The following is a 17,825-nucleotide window of genomic DNA, read 5'->3' as shown; positions in this document are numbered from 1 at the left end:
TGCCTGCGCAGAATCCGGGACGACGTTTTTTTTGAGGTAGGGTATGAACGAAACGTCCTTGGGGCCTCTGGCCTGGGTCAATGGCAGCGATGCGCCGGAAAAGAGCGCGATCAATCTCGGATTCATGGCGCTGAGCGACTGCGCCTCGGTGGTGGTCGCCGCCACCCAGGGCTTCGCCCAACCCTACGGCCTGACGCTGAACCTCAAACGTCAGGCCTCATGGGCCAACCTGCGCGACAAACTGGTCAGCGGCGAACTGGATGCCGCGCACAGTCTGTACGGGCTGATTTATGCGGTGCACCTGGGCATCGGCGGCGTCGCCCCGACCGACATGGCAGTGCTGATGGGCCTGAACCAGAATGGCCAGAGCCTGAACCTGTCCCATGGTTTGCAACAGGCTGGCGTGAACAGTCCTGAAGCGCTCGATCGGCACGTGCACCAAAGCCGCGCAAAACTGACCTTCGCCCAGACCTTCCCCACCGGCACCCATGCGATGTGGCTTTATTACTGGCTGGCGAGCCAGGGCATTCATCCGTTGCAGGACGTCGACAGCGTGGTAGTGCCGCCGCCGCAAATGGTCGCGCACCTGCAAGCCGGGCGCATCGACGGCTTTTGCGTCGGCGAACCGTGGGCGGCCAGCGCCGTGCAGCAGAATCTCGGTTTCACCCTGGCGACCAGCCAGAGCATCTGGCCCGATCACCCGGAAAAAGTCCTCGGCTGCACCCGCGAATTTGTCGAGCAATACCCCAACACCGCGCGGGCGCTGGTCATGGCCATTCTTGAGGCCAGCCGATTCATCGAAGAAGGCCCGGAAAACCGCCGCAGTACCGCGCAATTACTCAGCGCCACCGAATACCTCGACACCCCCGCCGCGTGCATCGAGCCGCGTTTTATGGGCGACTACGCCGATGGCCTCGGTAATCGCTGGCAGGATCCGCATGCGCTGCGTTTTCATGGCGATGGCGAGGTCAATCTGCCCTACCTGTCCGACGGCATGTGGTTCATGACCCAGTTTCGTCGCTGGGGTCTGTTGCGCGAGGATCCGGATTATCTGGCCGTCGCCCGTCAGGTTCAGCGTCTGGATCTGTATCGCGAGGCCGCCAGCGCGGTCGGCGTTGCGACTTCGTACGCAGACCTGCGCAGCAGCCAGTTGCTCGACGGCAAGGTCTGGGACGGCAGCGACCCGGCGGGCTATGCGCGCAGTTTCAAGCTGCATGCCCTGAGCGACACCGCCCCCCTTCTCGCCCAGCGCTGACAGGAGACCGCGAACATGTTGCGCATTCTGCTGATCAACGACACCGCGAAAAAAGTCGGACGCCTGAAAGCGGCGCTGACCGAGGCCGGCTTCGAGGTAATCGACGAGTCCGGCCTGACCATCGACCTGCCGGCGCGCGTCGAAACGGTGCGCCCGGACGTGATCCTGATCGATACCGAGTCACCGAGCCGCGATGTGATGGAGCAAGTGGTACTGGTCAGCCGCGACCAGCCCCGGCCGATCGTGATGTTTACCGACGAACATGACCCGGGGGTGATGCGTCAGGCGATCAAGTCCGGGGTCAGTGCCTACATCGTCGAAGGCATTCACGCACAACGGTTGCAGCCGATTCTCGACGTGGCGATGGCGCGCTTCGAGAGTGACCAGGCCTTGCGCGCGCAATTGCAGGCGCGCGATCAGCAACTGGCCGAGCGCAAGCGCATTGAACTGGCCAAGGGTTTGCTGATGAAGATGAAGGACTGCAACGAGGAAGAGGCCTATACGCTGATGCGCCGCCAGGCGATGAGCCGCCAGCAGAAGCTGATTCAGGTGGCGGAGCAGATCATTGCCATGAGTGAGTTGCTGGGCTGAAATTTTCGCTGCAAATCAAGGGCCCCTCACCCTAGCCCTCTCCCGGAGGGAGAGGGGACCGACCGCGTTGTCTTGCGCTGTCCGCCGACCTGAACGACCGAGTCGATTATGGATTCACTCGAAATCGTTCAGATCGGCAAATGATTCGGCCATCCCCCGCTCGGTTCCCTCTCCCGGAGGGAGAGGGGACCGACCGCGTTGTCTGGCGCTGTCCGCCGACCTGAACGACCGAGTCGATTATGGATTCACTCGAAATCGTTCAGATCGGCAAATGATTCGGCCATCCCCCGCTCGGTTCCCTCTCCCTCTGGGAGAGGGCTAGGGTGAGGGGCTTTTGCTTTTCAGCTGTTGGCACAAATCTCGCTAAGTAAACCGCACAGGTAACCAACGGCGGTTGCCCCACCTACGACAAAGACGTCGCTCACCCCGTTCGCCCCCCGGCGAATCAGGTAGCGGCGTTTTTGCGTTTTGGCCCCACAGAACGGGGCCGGTGGTGCGGCCGTGAGGCGCTCCACCTGCTGTGCATGACTCCTTTCGAGACTCTTTTCAGCCGAGGTGCGCGATGAATTCAAGCTTCTGGAAATCCGGCCATACCCCGACCCTGTTCGCGGCCTTCCTGTATTTCGACCTGAGCTTCATGGTCTGGTACCTGCTCGGCCCGCTGGCGGTGCAGATTGCCGCCGACCTGCACCTGACCACCCAGCAACGCGGCCTCGTCGTCGCCACGCCGATTCTGGCCGGCGCGGTGTTGCGCTTCGCCATGGGCATGCTCGCTGATCGCTTGTCGCCCAAGACCGCCGGGCTGATCGGCCAGGTCATCGTCATCTGCGCGCTGTTCGGTGCCTGGAAACTGGGCATCCACAGTTATGAACAGGCGCTGATCCTCGGCCTGTTCCTCGGTATGGCCGGCGCGTCGTTCGCCGTGGCCCTGCCGCTGGCCTCGCAGTGGTACCCGCCAGAGCACCAAGGCAAAGCCATGGGCATCGCCGGTGCGGGCAACTCCGGCACCGTGTTCGCCGCGCTGCTGGCGCCAGTGATTGCCGCCGCGTTCGGCTGGAGCAATGTCTTCGGGTTTGCCCTGATCCCGCTGGTCCTGACTTTGGTGCTGTTCGCCCTGTTGGCAAAAAACGCCCCGCAGCGGCCAAAACCGAAAGCCATGGCCGACTACTTCAAGGCCCTCGGTGATCGCGACAGCTGGTGGTTCATGTTTTTCTACAGCGTCACCTTCGGCGGCTTCATCGGCCTGGCCAGCGCCCTGCCCGGTTACTTCAACGATCAATACGGTCTGAGCCCGGTGACCGCCGGCTACTACACCGCTGCCTGCGTGTTCGGCGGCAGCCTGATGCGGCCACTGGGTGGCGCGCTGGCCGATCGCTTCGGCGGCATCCGCACCTTGCTGGCGATGTACACCGTCGCTGCCATCTGCATCGCAGCGGTGGGCTTCAATCTGCCAAGTTCCTACGCGGCGCTGGCGCTTTTCGTCTGCACCATGCTCGGCTTGGGCGCCGGCAACGGTGCGGTTTTCCAACTGGTACCGCAGCGTTTTCGTCTGGAGATCGGCGTGATGACCGGGCTGATCGGCATGGCCGGCGGAATTGGCGGCTTCGCCCTGGCGGCCGGCATGGGCGCGATCAAGCAAAGCACCGGCAGCTATCAATTGGCGCTGTGGTTGTTCGCCAGCCTCGGCGTGCTGGCATGGTTTGGCCTGCACGGCGTCAAGCGTCGCTGGAGAACCACCTGGGGCTCGGCGGCGGTGACAGCGGCGCGGGTCTGAGGCTCGAATGGCCCTGCAACTGAGTTTCGCCGAAGCCAGCGCCACCGGCCCGCGCGCGGAGAATCAGGACGCCCTGCGTTCAGTGACACCGGCGCCGGCACTGGCGGTGAGCAAGGGTTATCTGTTCGCCATCGCCGACGGCGTCAGCCAGTGCGCCGATGGCGGCCTCGCCGCGCGTTCGACCTTGCAGGCCCTGGCGCTGGACTACTACGCCACGCCGGAAACCTGGAGCGTGGCCCAGGCGCTGGATCGCCTGCTGCTCGCGCAAAATCGCTGGCTGCAGGCCAACGGCGGCGGGCAACCGCTGCTGACCACGGTCAGCGCGCTGGTGATGCGCGGTCGGCGCTTCACCCTCGCCCACGTCGGCGATTGCCGGGTCTATCGCTGGCACGCCGAGCGCTTGCAGCGCATCAGCGAGGATCACGTCTGGGAGCAACCGGGCATGCAACACGTGCTCAAACGTGCGCTCGGGCTCGATCAGCATCTGGTCCTGGATTTCCTCGACGGCGAACTGCGTGAGGGCGAAAGCTTCGTGCTGCTCAGCGACGGCGTCTGGTCGACCTTGGGCGATACCGCGATCGCGGCGATTCTGCGTGATCAACCGGACCTGCACAGCGCGGCGCAAACCTTGGTCAACGCCGCGCATCTGGCCGGCAGTCAGGACAACGCCAGTGCCCTGCTGGTGCGCGTCGATGCGCTGGGCGAAGCGAGCATCGGCGATGCGCTGGTGCAATTGCAGCAATGGCCACTGCCGCCAACGCTGAAACCCGGGCAAGCGTTTGAAGGCTGGCAGGTGCAAGGCATCATCGGCCAGAGCCAGCAATCATTGCTGTATCGCGTGCTCGATAGTCAGGGCCAGCCTTGGCTGTTGAAGACCTTGCCGACGCGCTTGGCCGACGACCCGCAAGCCGGGCAGGCGCTGCTGTCCGAGGAATGGTTTCTCAAGCGCGTGGCCGGCCGGCATTTTCCGCAAATCCATGCCTGCACTCAGCGTCAGCATTTGTATTACGTCATGTGCGAATACGCCGGGACGACGCTGGCCGACGTGTTTCAACACAGCGGCCCGTTGCCTTTGGCGCAGTGGCAGGACATCGCCGAACGGCTATTGCGCGCGGTCGGGCTGCTGCATCGGCGGCAGATTCTGCATCGCGACATCAAACCGGAAAACCTGCTGTCAGGTGACGACGGCGAGCTGCGCCTGCTGGATTTCGGTCTGGCTTACTGCCCTGGGCTGTCGCAAGACGCGCCGGCGACGCTGCCGGGAACGCCAAGCTTTATCGCCCCCGAAGCGTTTCGTGGCGAACCACCGAATGCTCAGCAGGATTTGTATTCAGTCGGCGTCACTCTCTATTACCTGCTCACCGGGCATTTCCCCTATGGCGAGATCGAAGCGTTTCAGCGGCCCCGATTCGGCGTGCCGGTGAATGCCAGTCGCTATCGCCCGGACCTGCCGGACTGGCTGGCGCAAAGTCTGGAACGCGGCGTCGCCGCCGATCCGCAGCAACGCTTCGAAACCGCTGAAGAGTGGCTGCTAGTGCTGGAACAGGGTGAGCGGCAAAGTTTGAGTGTGCGGCCCCGGCCTTTGTTGGAGCGGGAGCCGTTGAAGGTCTGGCGGACCATGGCGCTTCTGGCATTGCTGGGTAATGTGGTGCTGCTGGTTTTGTTGTTTCACAGTTGAACCGCGCCGCGCCATTCGCGAGCAGGCTCGCTCCCACAGCGAATTTGTGTCGTTCGCAGACACCTTGTGGGAGCGAGCCTGCTCGCGAAGGCATTCGGCGTCACACCGCATAACCCCAAGAATTAACGCGCCACGAACGAGCAACACGCCTCGATTCGGTGCAAAAAAACCTTTTCTCACAACCCGAATCCCCAATGAATCCGCGTCCATCCTAGTTGGCACAACCACTGCATTACCCTTTTCACCATACATAAAGCCCATCCTTCAACGACGAAGGCTGCGCTTCCCGAGAGAACGGGACCAGGACAAAGGCGTCCTCGCTAGGCAACTAGCGGGACGCCTTTTTTTGTTTGCGCAAAATTTGTCGAGCAAGGCCCGACGGCCCACCAGAGGCCAGCCGCAGCTCCCGGAGAACCTGATGAAGAAACTCAAACTGGTGATGATCGGCAATGGCATGGCCGGGGTGCGTACCCTGGAAGAACTGCTCAAACTGAGCGACGAGCTCTACGACATCACCGTCTTCGGCGCCGAACCGCACACCAACTACAACCGCATCCTGTTGTCGCCGGTGCTGGCCGGTGAGCAGACCTTCGAAGAGATCGTGCTCAACGACCTCGACTGGTACCTGGAAAACAACATCAAGCTGCTGCTCAACCGCAAAGTGGTGGAGATCGACCGGGTCAAACGCCGAGTGATTGCCGAGGACGGCACCGAAGCCGAGTACGACCGTCTGCTGATCGCCACCGGCTCGACCCCGTTCATCCTGCCAATCCCCGGCAACACCTTGCAGGGCGTGATCGGTTACCGCGACATCGCCGACACCCAGGCCATGATCGACACCGCCAGGACCCACAAGCACGCCGTGGTCATCGGCGGCGGTCTGCTCGGCCTCGAAGCGGCCAACGGCCTGATGCTGCGCGGCATGCACGTGACCGTGGTGCACCTCGGCGAATGGCTGCTGGAGCGGCAACTGGACAAGACCAGCGGCCAGCTTCTGCAATCGGCGCTGGAATCCCGTGGCCTGCATTTCCGCCTGTGCGAACAGACCCAAGCCTTGCACGATGCCGGCAATGGCCGGGTCGGCTCGGTGCAGTTCAAGAACGGCGACATCATCCCTGCCGATCTGGTGGTGATGGCCGCCGGCATCCGTCCCAACACTGAACTGGCAGAAAAGGCCGGCATCCCGTGCAATCGCGGGATTCTGGTCAATGACACCCTGCAAACCTACGACCCGCGCATCTACGCAATCGGCGAATGCGCCAGCCATCGCGGCATTGCCTACGGTCTGGTTGCACCGCTGTTCGAACAAGCCAAGGTCTGCGCCAATCACCTCGCACAACTGGGTTTCGCTCGCTATCAGGGTTCAGTGACCTCGACCAAATTGAAAGTCACCGGCATCGACCTGTTCTCCGCCGGCGACTTCATGGGCGGCGAAGGCACCGAAACCATCACCCTCTCCGACCCGATCGGCGGTGTGTACAAAAAACTGGTGATCAAGGATGACGTGCTGGTCGGCGCCTGTCTGTACGGCGATACGGCAGATGGCGGTTGGTATTTCCGGCAGATTCGTGAGAATCACGCCATCGGCGAAATCCGCGATCACCTCATGTTCGGCGAAAACGCCTTAGGCGACGTAGGACATCAGGGCCAGGACAAAGCCATGGTCATGGCCGACAGCGCCGAAGTCTGCGGCTGCAACGGTGTCTGCAAGGGCACCATCGTCAAGGCGATTCAGGAACACGGCCTGTTCAGCGTCGATGAAGTGAAGAAACACACCAAGGCTGCCAGCTCCTGCGGTTCCTGCGCCGGTCTGGTCGAGCAAATTCTGATCAATACCGTGGGCGGCGCGGCGGACGTCAAACCGAAAAGCGAAAAAGCCATCTGCGGTTGCAGCGACCTCAACCACGGGCAGATTCGTCAGGCGATCCGTCAGGAACACCTGCTGACCATCGCCGAGACCATGAGTTACCTGAACTGGCGCACACCGAATGGCTGCGCGACCTGTCGCCCGGCGCTCAACTACTACCTGATTTCCACCTGGCCGGGCGAGGCCAAGGACGATCCGCAATCGCGCCTGATCAACGAACGCGCCCACGCCAACATCCAGAAGGACGGCACCTATTCGGTGGTGCCGCGCATGTGGGGCGGCGTCACCAACCCATCAGAACTGCGCCGAATCGCCGATGTGGCCGACAAGTACAACGTGCCGATGGTCAAGGTCACCGGCGGTCAGCGCATCGACTTGCTGGGGATCAAGAAACAGGATCTGCCCGGCGTCTGGAGAGACCTCGACATGCCGTCCGGCCACGCCTACGGCAAATCCATCCGCACGGTGAAAACCTGCGTTGGCAGCGAGTTCTGCCGCTTCGGCACGCAGAACTCGACGCAACTGGGCATCGAGCTCGAACACGACCTGTTCAATATGTGGTCGCCGCACAAAGTGAAGCTGGCAGTGTCCGGTTGCCCACGCAACTGCTCGGAAGCCGGCATCAAGGACGTAGGAATTATCGGCGTCGACTCCGGCTGGGAGATGTACATCGGTGGCAACGGCGGGATCAAGACCGAAGTCGCCGAGTTCTTCGTCAAGCTCAAGACTGCCGAAGAAGTCCGCGAATACAACGGCGCGTTCCTGCAGCTCTACCGCGAAGAAGCCTTCTACCTCGAACGCACCGTGCATTACCTGCAACGGGTCGGCATGGAGCACATCAAGAAGAACGTGCTCGAAGACGCCGAGCGGCGCAAGGCCCTGAACGAGCGGCTGCAATTCTCCCTGTCGTTCGAACAGGACCCGTGGAAGGAGCGCCTGGCGCAGCCGCAACTGAAGAAAGAATTCGACGTGATCCCCGTGAAAAACCTGGAGGTGCCGGCATGAACTGGCTCGATATCTGTGCGCTGGAAGAGATCAACGCCCTCGGTTCGCGGATCATTGCCGGGCCGAAAGGTGACATCGCGATTTTTCGTACAAGCGACGACGAGGTTTTCGCACTCGATGACCGCTGCCCGCACAAGGGCGGGCCGCTGTCGCAGGGCCTGATCTATGGCAAGCGCGTGGCCTGCCCGCTGCATAACTGGCAGATCGACCTCGAAACCGGCGAAGCCCAGGCGCCGGACATCGGCTGTGCGCACCATCATCCGGCGCGGGTCGAGAATGGCCGGGTGCAACTGGCCCTGCGGGACGCCATCTGATGAACCGCCAGACGACCGCCTCGACCTGCTGTTACTGCGGGGTCGGCTGCGGCGTACTGATCGAGCATGACGGCGAGCGCATCCTCGGCGTCAGCGGCGATCCGGCGCACCCGGCCAACTTCGGCAAACTGTGCAGCAAAGGCTCGACGCTGCACCTGACCGGCGACCTCGCCGCCCGCGCCTTGTACCCGGAACTGCGCCTGGGCAAAGGCCTGGCGCGCAGCCGTACTGACTGGGATACCGCCCTCGACCACGCGACCAACGTGTTCGCCGAAACCATCGCCGAGTACGGCCCGGACAGCGTGGCGTTCTACATCTCCGGACAGTTGCTCACCGAGGACTATTACGCCTTCAACAAACTGGCGCGGGCGCTGGTCGGCACCAACAACATCGACAGCAATTCGCGGCTGTGCATGTCCTCGGCGGTGGTCGGCTACAAACGCAGCCTCGGCGCCGACGCGCCGCCGTGCAGTTACGAAGACCTGGAGCTCAGCGACTGCGTGATGATCGTCGGCAGTAACATGGCCTACGCCCATCCGGTACTTTTCCGTCGACTGGAGGAAGCCAAATCCCGTCGCCCGCAGATGAAAGTCATCGTGATCGACCCGCGTCGCACCGATACCTGCGATTTGGCTGACCTGCATCTGGCGATTCTTCCGGGCACCGATGTCGCTTTGTTCCATGGGATTTTGCATCTGCTGTTGTGGGAAGACTGGATTGATCGCGATTTCATCAAGGCGCACACCGAAGGCCTCGCCGAACTCAAAACCCTTGTGCGCGATTACACCCCGCAAATGGTTTCGCAACTGTGCGGCATCAGCATCGAGCAACTGCAGCAATGCGCAGAATGGGTCGGCACTGCGCCGAGCTTCCTGTCGCTGTGGTGCATGGGCCTGAATCAGTCCACCGCCGGCAGCGCAAAAAACAGTGCGCTGATCAATCTGCACCTGGCCACCGGGCAAATTGGCCGGCCCGGTGCTGGACCTTTCTCCCTGACGGGTCAGCCAAATGCCATGGGCGGGCGGGAAACCGGCAGTCTGTCCAATCTGCTACCGGGCCATCGCGATGCCGGCAATGCGGAACATCGCGCCGAGGTGGCGGCGTACTGGGGCGTCGAGAGCTTGCCCGAGGCGCCGGGCCTGAGCGCCATCGAGCTGTTCGAAAGCCTGCGCAGCGGCAAGATCAAAGCGCTGTGGATCGCCTGTACCAACCCGGCGCAATCGATGCCTGATCAGAGCGCAGTCCGCGCAGCGCTTGAGGCCTGCCCTTTTGTAGTGTTGCAGGAAGCCTTTCGCACCACCGAAACCGCTGCGTTTGCGGACCTGCTGTTACCCGCCGCCAGTTGGGGCGAGAAAGAAGGTTCGGTGACCAACTCCGAGCGGCGTATTTCCCACGTGCGCAAAGCGGTTGTCGCACCGGGCGAAGCGCGGCCGGACTGGGCAATCACGGTGGATTTCGCACAGCGTCTGGAGAAACGTCTGCGCCCCAGGCAGCCGAGCCTGTTCGCTTTCGATCAACCTGCGCAGTTGTTTGATGAATTCAAACTGCTGACCCAAGGGCGAGACCTGGATCTGTGCGGAATCAGTCATGCCTTGATCGACGAGATCGGTCCGCAGCAATGGCCCTTCCCTGCCGGCGCCCGGCAAGGCACTACAAGACTCTACGAAGACGGCGTCTTTCCTACGGCTAGCGGCCGCGCGCAATTCATTGCCGATCCGTACCGCGCCGCCAAGGAACAACGCGACGCGCGCTTCCCGCTGACTTTGATCACCGGTCGCCTGCGTGACCAGTGGCACGGCATGAGCCGCACCGGCACCGCCGCGCAATTGTTCGGCCACGTCAGCGAAGCCGTACTGAGCCTGCACCCTGACGAAATGCGTCGGCACCGCTTGCAGCCCGGTGATCTGGTCAATCTGAAAAGCCGCCGTGGCGCGGTGATTGTTGCGGTCGGCAGCGACGACAGCGTGCGTCCGGGCCAGGCGTTCCTGCCGATGCACTGGGGCGATCGCTATCTCAAGGGCGGCGTCAACACGCTGACCTTGCCGGCGTTTGATCCGCTGTCCAAGCAACCGGAGCTCAAGCACAGCGGCGTGCGTCTGGAGGCAGTCAACCTGCCGTGGCAACTGTTCGCTTTGATCGAGGGTGATGTTCAGCGGCATTTCGAGACGCTACGACCGCTGTGCGAGGCGTTTTCCTACGTCAGCCTCAGCCTTGTCGGGCGTGAGCGGCCAGCGTTGCTGATACGCGCTGCACACGGCCAGGCGCCGGATCCACAGCTGCTGGGCGAGATCGACCAATGCCTGTCCTTGCTGGATGGCCCGGTTCTGGCCTACGACGATCCGCGTCGCGCCATTGGCAAGCGGGTGCGCATCGAGAACGGCCGTATCACTGCGATTCGTCTGGCCGGCGAAACCCTTGCGCAACACTGGTTGCAGAGCCTGTGGCTGGAGGGCCGCGCCGACCAACAACTGCGGCGCTGGCTGCTCGCGCCGATGAGCGCGCCGCCGGGCGCTGTCGGAGCGATCGCCACCGACAAGACCTTGTGCAATTGCGAAAACGTCAGCCTCAACGCAGTCTGCGCCGGCATTCGCCAGGGACTGGATCTGCAAGGCCTGAAAAACAATCTCCGATGCGGCACGCAATGCGGTTCCTGCGTGCCGGAAATCAAGCGTCTGCTGGCTGCCGAAGCGCGGCCGGTCGCGGTCATTTAACGAGGACAACACCATGAATGCGAAAGTCTGGCTGGTGGGCGCAGGCCCTGGCGATCCGGAGTTGCTGACGCTCAAAGCGGTGCGCGCGTTGCGCGAGGCCGATGTGGTGATGATCGATGATCTGGTCAACGACGCGGTGCTGGAGCACTGCCCGGCTGCGCGGGTTATTCCCGTCGGCAAGCGCGGCGGCTGCCGTTCGACGCCGCAGGCATTCATTCATCGCCTGATGCTGCGTTATGCGCGCCAGGGCAAATGCGTGGTGCGCCTGAAGGGCGGCGATCCGTGCATTTTCGGCCGCGGTGGCGAAGAAGCGCAGTGGTTGCGCGAGCGCGGGGTTGAAGTGGAACTGGTCAATGGCATTACCGCCGGGCTGGCCGGAGCGACGCAGTGCGATATTCCGCTGACGTTGCGTGGCGTGGCGCGCGGGGTAACGTTGGTGACTGCGCACACGCAGGATGACAGCCAGTTGAACTGGCAGGCGTTGGCGCAAGGCGGGACGACGCTGGTGGTTTACATGGGCGTGGCCAAGCTGGGCGAGATTCGTGATCAGCTGCTCGCCGGAGGGATGGCGGCGCATACGCCAGTGGCGATGATCGAAAACGCCTCTTTGGCGCATCAGCGTGAATGTCGCAGTGATCTGACTGCGATGGCTGAGGATGCCTCGGCGTTTGAGTTGAAAAGTCCGGCGATTCTGGTGATTGGTGCGGTGGCTGGTGTCGTGGAAGAGCAAAAGATCGCAGCCTTCGGCAGCTCCTACAGGACACATATGATCTGAATGTAGGAGCTGCCGCAGGCTGCGATCTTTCAAGACTCAAAGCCAAATCGCAGACAAAGAAAAGCCCGGCCTGAGCCGGGCTTTTCCATCAGCGGCAGCTAATTACTTAGCTTGAGCTTCAACCTGCGCTTCTACGCGACGGTTTACAGCGCGGCCAGCTTCAGTTTTGTTGTCAGCAACTGGGCGGGATTCGCCGTAGCCAACAGACTGAACGCGGGACGATTCAACACCGTACTGGTTGGTCAGAACTTGCTTAACGGCGTTTGCACGACGCTCGGACAGTTTCTGGTTGTAAGCGTCAGGACCGACGGAGTCAGTGTGACCTTCAACAGTAGTGGTGGTGGATGGGTACTGCTTCATGAAGTCAGCCAGGTTTTTGATGTCGCCGTAGCTGTTAGGCTTGACTACCGACTTGTCGAAGTCGAATTTCACGTCCAGCTCAACACGAACAACTTCAGCAACTGCTGGGCAGCCATCAGCGTCAACGGTTACGTTGGCTGGGGTGTCCGGGCACTTGTCAACGTTGTCGCAAACGCCATCGTTGTCGCTGTCGGAGCAGACTTCAGCAGGTGCTGGAACTGGAGCAGCAGCTGGCTTGGAGCCGCCACCGAAGTTCACACCGATACCGACGCTAGGAGCCCACTCGGTGTCGCCCTGGTCGATGTTGTACTGAGCTTCAACGCCGGCACGGGCGTAGAAGTTCTCGGTGAAGTACAGCTTGGCACCGCCGCCAACGTTGGCGAAGGTGGAACGGTTACGACCGTTCGAACCGTTCTGGTCGATGCTCTGGTCAGAGAAACCGGCCGAAACGTATGGACGAATCATGTCGCCTGGGTTGTTGAAGTGGTACAGAGCGTCCAGAGCGGTGTTAGCGCCTTTGACGTTCTTGCCATCGTCGGCACGTACGTTGTGCACTTCGTCGTAGCCCAGACGCAGTTCAACGTCGTCGGTCAGGAAGTAACCGATCGAACCGCCGAACAGGTTGCCGTTGTTCTTGAAGTTACGAGCGCTGTCGAATTGTTCTTTCTTAGCGAAGCCTTCGATTTCAACTGCGCCTTGGCCTTGTGCCAGAGCGCCGAACGAAGTGGCGGCAATCAGAGAACCAATGGCCAAGCCCAAGGTGTTTTTCAGTTTCATCCGTTAAATCCCCATCTGGTGATTGTGAAGCAGTCCCGCAAACCGGGGGACAACTCGGCGGCAAGTCTATCAGAACTTGCCTACACGTAAGAGATATTTGCGCTGAACTAAGTTTCAGCAATGCCTGCAAATTTCTCACGCAATTTATCTAGAGCGCGTTTGTAACGCATTTTTGTCGCACTCAAACCCATGTGCATGATGTCTGCGATCTCCTGAAATTCCAGCTCTGCGACAAATCGTAGCACCAGAATTTCGCGGTCAATCGGATTCACATACACCAGCCAGCGATCAAGCCCACCCTTCTCCTCCGGCTTCGGCGCCTTTTCTTCAGACGCTTCTTCAAGAGGGTCCAGACTGAGAGCGTCCATCAAGCGACGCTTACGCCGTTCCTTCCGATACTGCGTGATGCATTCGTTGTAAGTGATGCTGTAAAGCCAGGTTTTGAACTTCGATTTCCCCTCGAAGTTCTTCAGGCCGTACAGCACCTTCAGCATCACTTCCTGACAGACATCGTCTGCGTCGCGATCGTTCCCAAGATATCTCGCGCAGACGTTAAATAATGTTCGCTGGTAACGCCGCATCAACTCTTCGTAGGCGCGCGTTACGTGAAACAGCTCGGTATGCGAGCGCGCGACCAACTCCTCATCAGAGAGCTCGCGGGGGTCGTAGCGCGTGGATAGCGGTTGGGCTTTATTCAAAACAAGTCGTGCCGACAGTCAGGTCAATGTCCGCCACAACCAGCCTCGGCTGGCATTTTGCGGCGGCATACATTAGCAGGGTTTGCCGGTTTAGCGGCTACTCACATGCTGTTCCAGCAGGATCCGATTGGAGAGAGAGACTAGCTCACCCTCATCGGTCAGCAATGTGGTTTTAACCGTGCCGATCTCTTCGATCTGGCCTTCGACCTCGCCAACACGCACTTGTTGCCCAACCTCGTACAGCTCACGCACATAGATTCCCGCAAGAATCTGACCGGCGATTTCCCGGCTTCCCAAACCCATGGCCAGCGCAACTGCCAGACCAACGGTAATCAAAACGATGACAATTACATGGTTCAGCAGGTCGGTCTTGACCTCGAGCTGGCTGATCGCCACCGAGATGCTGATGATGATCACCAGCCCCTGCGCGATCCGTCCCAACCCGGAAGCGTAGTCCAGGCCTACGCCTTCTGCTGCGCCGCGCACCAGCCCGTTAGCCAGTTGCGCCAGCAGGACACCGACCAGCAACACCAGCGCGGCGCCGAATACTTTCGGCAGATACAACGCCAGCATGTCCAGCGTAGCTGAAACTCGCTCAAGGCCAAGGGATTCTGCTGCGGAAACCAGAAAAATCAGCAGAACGAACCAGTAGACGATTTTACCGATCAGCGTCGAGATCGGCACTTGCAGCCCGGCGCGCGACATCAGCTTGGTCAGCCCGGTACCGCCCATCAGGCGATCAAGGCCCAGTTTTGCGAGCAACTTGGAGAGTAAGGTGTCGAGCAGCTTGGCCACGACGAAACCCAACAGCAGCACAACCAGTGCGCCGAACAGGTTCGGAATGAAATTAGCGACTTTGGTCCACAACGCAGTCATTGCAGTGACGAGGCTCTGAGTCCAGAGATCAAGTTCCATATTCAATCAGCCTTATCAGCAGTGCGAGCAGTGGTTTTACGAAGACGGGAAACCGGCGAGACATGCGCCGAGCCATTGTTCAGGGCGATCATCAGCGCGGGCAGCCAGCGGCCCAGCAGGCTGAACAGATCACCGGCGCCAACCTGGCGGTTGGCGGTTTTGAGTACGCGGCCCAGGCAGGCATCGTCGTCGCGGCTGGACGGCGAAGCGTTGAGCATGTCGCGCAAAGACTGTTCAAACGGATCGTGCATACGCACCTCTCGTGATGTCTGTGAAAGACGCGGGCAGTTTTACTCGGGTCACATGCGCCATGTTCACACCCAGCGCAATCGACGGAACAACCACCACTGACCGAACGCCAGGGCGAGTACCGTCAGGCAGGCAATCAGGAAACCATACGGGCTTTCGGCAAACGGAATACCGCCGACATTGATGCCCAGCAGACCGGTGATGAAACTCATCGGCAAAAAGATGCAGGTAATGATGCCGAAGCGGTACATGGTGCGATTCATGTGCACGCTCAAACGCCGATCTTCGGCCTCCAGCACAAGCCCCACACGCTCTCGAGTCAATTCGAGCTCTTCCAGATAACGGGTCAGGCTGTTGTTCAATTCGTTCCAGTAGTCGGCGTCGTCTTCGACGAACCACGGCAATTTTATCCGCGTCAGCTGTCCGAAAATATCCCGCTGTGGCGCAAGAAAACGCTTCAGCCCGGCCGCTCTACGGCGGATGTGCAAAATCGCCCCGTGCTCGGGCGTATACCGTTCGTCGGCGTCGAGTTTTTCTTCCTCTTCATCGACCACTTCCGACAGGCACGTGACCAGATCCTGCACTTTATTGGTGAGGAACTGCGCCAGATACAGCATCAATTCAGAAGACGTTTTCGGCCCTTTGCCCTCCCCCAGCAGCGCCAGCAACTCATCCGTAGCCCGCAACGGGCGCAAACGCAGGGAAATCACGCGCTGAGCGGAGGCAAAAATCCGCACCGAGACCATGTCTTCCGGTTCGGCCCCGGGGTTGAGATTGACCCCGCGCAGAAACAGCAGCAGCTCGGAGTCGGGCAATGGCAACAGACGCGGGCGGGTGTTCTCTTCCAGCAGCAGATCGCAGGTGAATTCGTTGAGCCCGCTGGACTTGCGCAGCCAGGTTTGGGTCTGCGGATGGCTGCGATCCCAGTGCAGCCACAGGCTTTCATGGGCCTGCAGCTGCAAATCGTCGAGCTCAGTCCGGGCTATCGAACGCGCACCGCCCTTGCCGTCCAGCACCAGGGCATGCACCAGCCCCCATTGCGCGTTTTCTTCCTCGAACATCCGCATCCCTTGTTGAAAATCTTATTCAGGCATTTTCAGCGGGCTCGGCGATACGATCACGCCGTTGTTGTCCGCATAAATGTATTGACCTGGGTGGAACGTCACGCCGGCGAAAGTCACCGGGACGTTGAGGTCGCCGATGCCGCGCTTGTCGGTTTTCATCGGGTGACTGGCCAGCGCCTGCACGCCGAGATCGGTCTGGGCGATGACGTCGACGTCACGGATGCAACCGTAGATCACCAACCCTTCCCAACCGTTCTGCGCGGCCTTGGCGGCGATCATGTCGCCCAGCAGGGCGCGGCGCAGCGAACCGCCGCCATCAACCACCAGCACTTTGCCTTTGCCGTTGAGTTCGGCCTGCTCCTTGACCAGCGAATTGTCTTCGAAGCATTTGATGGTCACGATTTCGCCGCCGAAGGAATCCCGGCCACCGAAATTGCTGAACATCGGTTCCAGCACCTGCACCAGCTCCGGGTAGGCGTCGCACAGATCAGGCGTAAGGTAATGTTCCATCGAAAAACTCCTGTAACAAGGAAGACGATCAAGGATGCCGCATTCTGATGAGACGAGTTCCGGCGGTCGCTGTTTACCTTAGTCCATGCCATGGTCGCTGACGCAACCTGAACAAACCCTGAAACGTAATAGCTAAACAGTCACGAAATATGACCAGAACCGCACAATGCGTCATATCTTAGCCGCAAGCCAGGCTGAACGGAACGCCCCTCACACCGCAGCGGCCAGATCCGTCGTCTGCGCCAGCAACGGCGTCTGCTGATCGTTCAACCAGCGCGCCACCAGCGGCCACACTTCAGCCTGCGCTGCTTTGCTCACCAACATTTCGACATGGCCGAAATTGTCCGAGAAACCCTGCTCGCGGCCCAGGTTGATGAACTGCTTGTGCTCGGCGCCGATCTGCTCGAACAGCTTGCGGCAAGCCCACGCCGGATCCTGATGATCGCCCGCTGCCGTCACCGCAAGTACCGGTACCTGAACCTCGGCAAGTCCGGCCCACCAGTCCTTGTCCTTGTCGCCGAAGCGACCGAACAAGCCGTACCAGCGCATGCTTTCGATGGCCAGGCCGATCGGTTCGTCTTCCGGGCCGCGTTTGAGGCGTGAGCCGGACAACTGCGCGAAACGCTTGAGAATAAAGCGCCCGCCCCACTCCACCGGTGGGATTTTCAAAGGCCAATAGGTGCGGCTGACCTGGGTGCCGAAAAACGCCGCCGAGGCCACGGCCGGTTCGCCGAGATACTCGCCGCCGAGCGCTGCTGCCAGGGTGATGCCGCCCAGCGAATGGCCGATCCAGTGCGGGATCTGTCCGCTCTGCTCACGCACGAACGCGGCAATCGCCGGCAGATCGTAACGGGCGTAATCGGCCACGCGGTTGCGCCGATAGTCTTCGTTGCGCTGGGACAGGCCGTGACCGCGCATTTCCGGAATCCACACGTCGAAGCCCAGCCGCGTCAGATACGCGCCGAGCCCGAGGCCTTTGGGAGAAAACCAGAAGCGCCGATTGGAAAAGCTGCCGTGCAACAGAATCACCGGCACGCCGCGTGGCGCCGTGTCATCGGCCATGCCCAGGCGGGTGACGGCGATCTCCACGGACCAGTCCGGGCTGTTGCCGGGTTTCAATCGATAGACGTCTTCGCTCAGATCGCCGCGCCGCTCGGCGCTGATCAGCGCGACAGGAAACAGGTTGCTGCTGCTTTGCATAATGCTCTTGCACAAAAAAGGGCGGCATCCGATGGAGCCCGCCCTACTTCAATCTCAAGGCCCGGCCCATGTGGGAGCGGGC

At 61.0% G+C, this 17,825-nt stretch carries 15 protein-coding genes; 8 read left to right on the top strand and 7 right to left on the bottom strand.

What is annotated here, in order from left to right; translation table 11 throughout:
- The first annotated feature begins 43 nt into the window (after positions 1–43).
- From ACZ9BE_RS06675 to cobA, 8 genes are all read left to right on the top strand, one after another.
- Positions 44–1,255: a CmpA/NrtA family ABC transporter substrate-binding protein gene (locus ACZ9BE_RS06675; protein ID WP_476249081.1), complete on the top strand. Its 1,212-nt coding sequence runs from the start codon at positions 44–46 to the stop codon at positions 1,253–1,255.
- Positions 1,256–1,270: 15 nt separating this feature from the next.
- Positions 1,271–1,846, top strand: coding sequence for an ANTAR domain-containing response regulator (locus tag ACZ9BE_RS06670; RefSeq protein WP_007916390.1), 576 nt, complete (start codon positions 1,271–1,273; stop codon positions 1,844–1,846).
- A gap of 562 nt (positions 1,847–2,408) precedes the next feature.
- Positions 2,409–3,620, top strand: a complete 1,212-nt coding sequence (locus ACZ9BE_RS06665; protein WP_016773839.1) for a nitrate/nitrite transporter — start codon at positions 2,409–2,411, stop codon at positions 3,618–3,620.
- Between the two features lie 7 nt (positions 3,621–3,627).
- Positions 3,628–5,298: a bifunctional protein-serine/threonine kinase/phosphatase gene (locus ACZ9BE_RS06660; protein WP_476249080.1), complete on the top strand. Its 1,671-nt coding sequence runs from the start codon at positions 3,628–3,630 to the stop codon at positions 5,296–5,298.
- Between the two features lie 418 nt (positions 5,299–5,716).
- Positions 5,717–8,170, top strand: coding sequence for a nitrite reductase large subunit NirB (nirB, locus tag ACZ9BE_RS06655; protein WP_056784156.1), 2,454 nt, complete (start codon positions 5,717–5,719; stop codon positions 8,168–8,170).
- Positions 8,167–8,484: a nitrite reductase small subunit NirD gene (gene nirD, locus ACZ9BE_RS06650; protein ID WP_016773836.1), complete on the top strand. Its 318-nt coding sequence runs from the start codon at positions 8,167–8,169 to the stop codon at positions 8,482–8,484. Before nirB ends, nirD begins: the two co-directional genes overlap by 4 nt.
- Positions 8,484–11,195 (top strand): nitrate reductase, encoded by a 2,712-nt coding sequence (locus ACZ9BE_RS06645; RefSeq protein WP_476249079.1) that lies wholly within the window; start codon positions 8,484–8,486, stop codon positions 11,193–11,195. Before nirD ends, ACZ9BE_RS06645 begins: the two co-directional genes overlap by 1 nt.
- A 13-nt stretch (positions 11,196–11,208) precedes the next feature.
- The gene (gene cobA, locus ACZ9BE_RS06640; protein WP_476249078.1) at positions 11,209–11,970 is read left to right on the top strand and encodes a uroporphyrinogen-III C-methyltransferase; all 762 of its coding nucleotides are present in this window, start codon (positions 11,209–11,211) and stop codon (positions 11,968–11,970) included.
- A gap of 102 nt (positions 11,971–12,072) precedes the next feature.
- Here the strand turns inward: cobA and ACZ9BE_RS06635 are convergent, their stop codons facing one another.
- From ACZ9BE_RS06635 to ACZ9BE_RS06605, 7 genes are all read right to left on the bottom strand, one after another.
- A complete protein-coding gene (locus ACZ9BE_RS06635; protein ID WP_039762998.1) occupies positions 12,073–13,107 on the bottom strand; it encodes an OmpA family protein in 1,035 nt (344 codons plus the stop codon).
- A 107-nt stretch (positions 13,108–13,214) separates the two neighbouring features.
- Positions 13,215–13,805, bottom strand: a complete 591-nt coding sequence (gene sigX, locus ACZ9BE_RS06630; protein ID WP_016773832.1) for an RNA polymerase sigma factor SigX — start codon at positions 13,803–13,805, stop codon at positions 13,215–13,217.
- Between the two features lie 90 nt (positions 13,806–13,895).
- Positions 13,896–14,720, bottom strand: a complete 825-nt coding sequence (locus tag ACZ9BE_RS06625) for a mechanosensitive ion channel family protein (protein WP_016773831.1) — start codon at positions 14,718–14,720, stop codon at positions 13,896–13,898.
- Between the two features lie 2 nt (positions 14,721–14,722).
- Entirely contained in the window at positions 14,723–14,971 is a 249-nt protein-coding gene (locus ACZ9BE_RS06620) for a hypothetical protein (RefSeq protein ID WP_003223293.1), read from the bottom strand.
- Positions 14,972–15,034: 63 nt separating this feature from the next.
- Complete coding sequence (locus ACZ9BE_RS06615) at positions 15,035–16,030, bottom strand: zinc transporter ZntB (RefSeq protein WP_016773830.1); 996 nt, start codon at positions 16,028–16,030, stop codon at positions 15,035–15,037.
- A gap of 21 nt (positions 16,031–16,051) precedes the next feature.
- Positions 16,052–16,543, bottom strand: coding sequence for a ribonuclease E activity regulator RraA (rraA, locus tag ACZ9BE_RS06610; RefSeq protein ID WP_016773829.1), 492 nt, complete (start codon positions 16,541–16,543; stop codon positions 16,052–16,054).
- Positions 16,544–16,753: 210 nt separating this feature from the next.
- Entirely contained in the window at positions 16,754–17,743 is a 990-nt protein-coding gene (locus tag ACZ9BE_RS06605) for an alpha/beta fold hydrolase (RefSeq protein ID WP_236169158.1), read from the bottom strand.
- Positions 17,744–17,825 lie beyond the last annotated feature (82 nt).

This window comes from Pseudomonas sp. TE9122 (genome assembly GCF_056278925.1).
The sequence above is the reverse complement of the archived record's forward strand: the minus strand, read 5'-3'. Positions and strand labels throughout refer to the sequence as shown.